The organism is Oleiphilus sp. HI0067 (genome assembly GCF_001635735.1).
Genome location: NZ_LWFI01000750.1, coordinates 1 through 721, shown reverse-complemented (window position 1 = coordinate 721; position 721 = coordinate 1). Strand labels below are relative to the sequence as shown.

Genomic DNA, 721 nt, shown 5'->3' with positions numbered 1-721 from the left:
GCGGAGCGTTTAGTTAGAATTACGCAAGAGTGCATGTATAAAGGCATTGCTTTGGTCAAACCAGGAGCTCGCTTAGGTGATATTGGCGCAGTCATTCAAAAGCACGCTGAGAGCAACTACTACTCGGTTGTGCGCGAGTATTGCGGCCATGGTATCGGCGCGGTATTCCACGAAGACCCTCAAGTCATGCACTATGGAAAGAAAGGCACAGGCATGGAGATCAAAGAAGGTATGACCTTCACGATCGAGCCGATGATCAACCAAGGAAAGCGACACTGTAAATTACTCCCGGATGAGTGGACCGTTGTCACGAAGGATCACAAGTTATCAGCGCAATGGGAACATACGATTCTTGTCACAAAAGATGGTTTTGAAGTCCTAACGATGCGCCAAGAAGAGAAAGAGCATTTCGGTTTAGCATGAACTATCAATTAGCGGAACCAACAATTAAATCCCGCTTTTTAGAACAATCTGGCATTTCACTAACAACACTGTTTGAAGATCTGACCGGCCAAGGCTATCCAGCAAAGGCTACAAAAGAATATCTAAAACGTGCTGCCGATTGCTTCGACGAACTCTATTGTGACGGCGAAGATATCCGAGCGATCATTGGCGCCAAAGCATGGTTTATGGATCAAGTTCTTAACGCTCTCTGGTCACGTTACGCGTTTGATCAAGATAATTTTTCTCTGATCGCTGTTGGTGGATATGGTCGCGGAGA

At 46.0% G+C, this 721-nt stretch carries 2 protein-coding genes; both read left to right on the top strand.

Annotation, left to right across the window (positions count from 1 at the left end):
* A partial coding sequence (gene map / locus A3739_RS08230; RefSeq protein WP_068500998.1) for a type I methionyl aminopeptidase occupies window positions 1-423 on the top strand: 423 nt, incomplete at its 5' end.
* Window positions 420-721: hypothetical protein (locus A3739_RS08225; RefSeq protein WP_156502472.1), on the top strand; the 302-nt coding region annotated here is incomplete at its 3' end. The genes map and A3739_RS08225, both read left to right, overlap by 4 nt.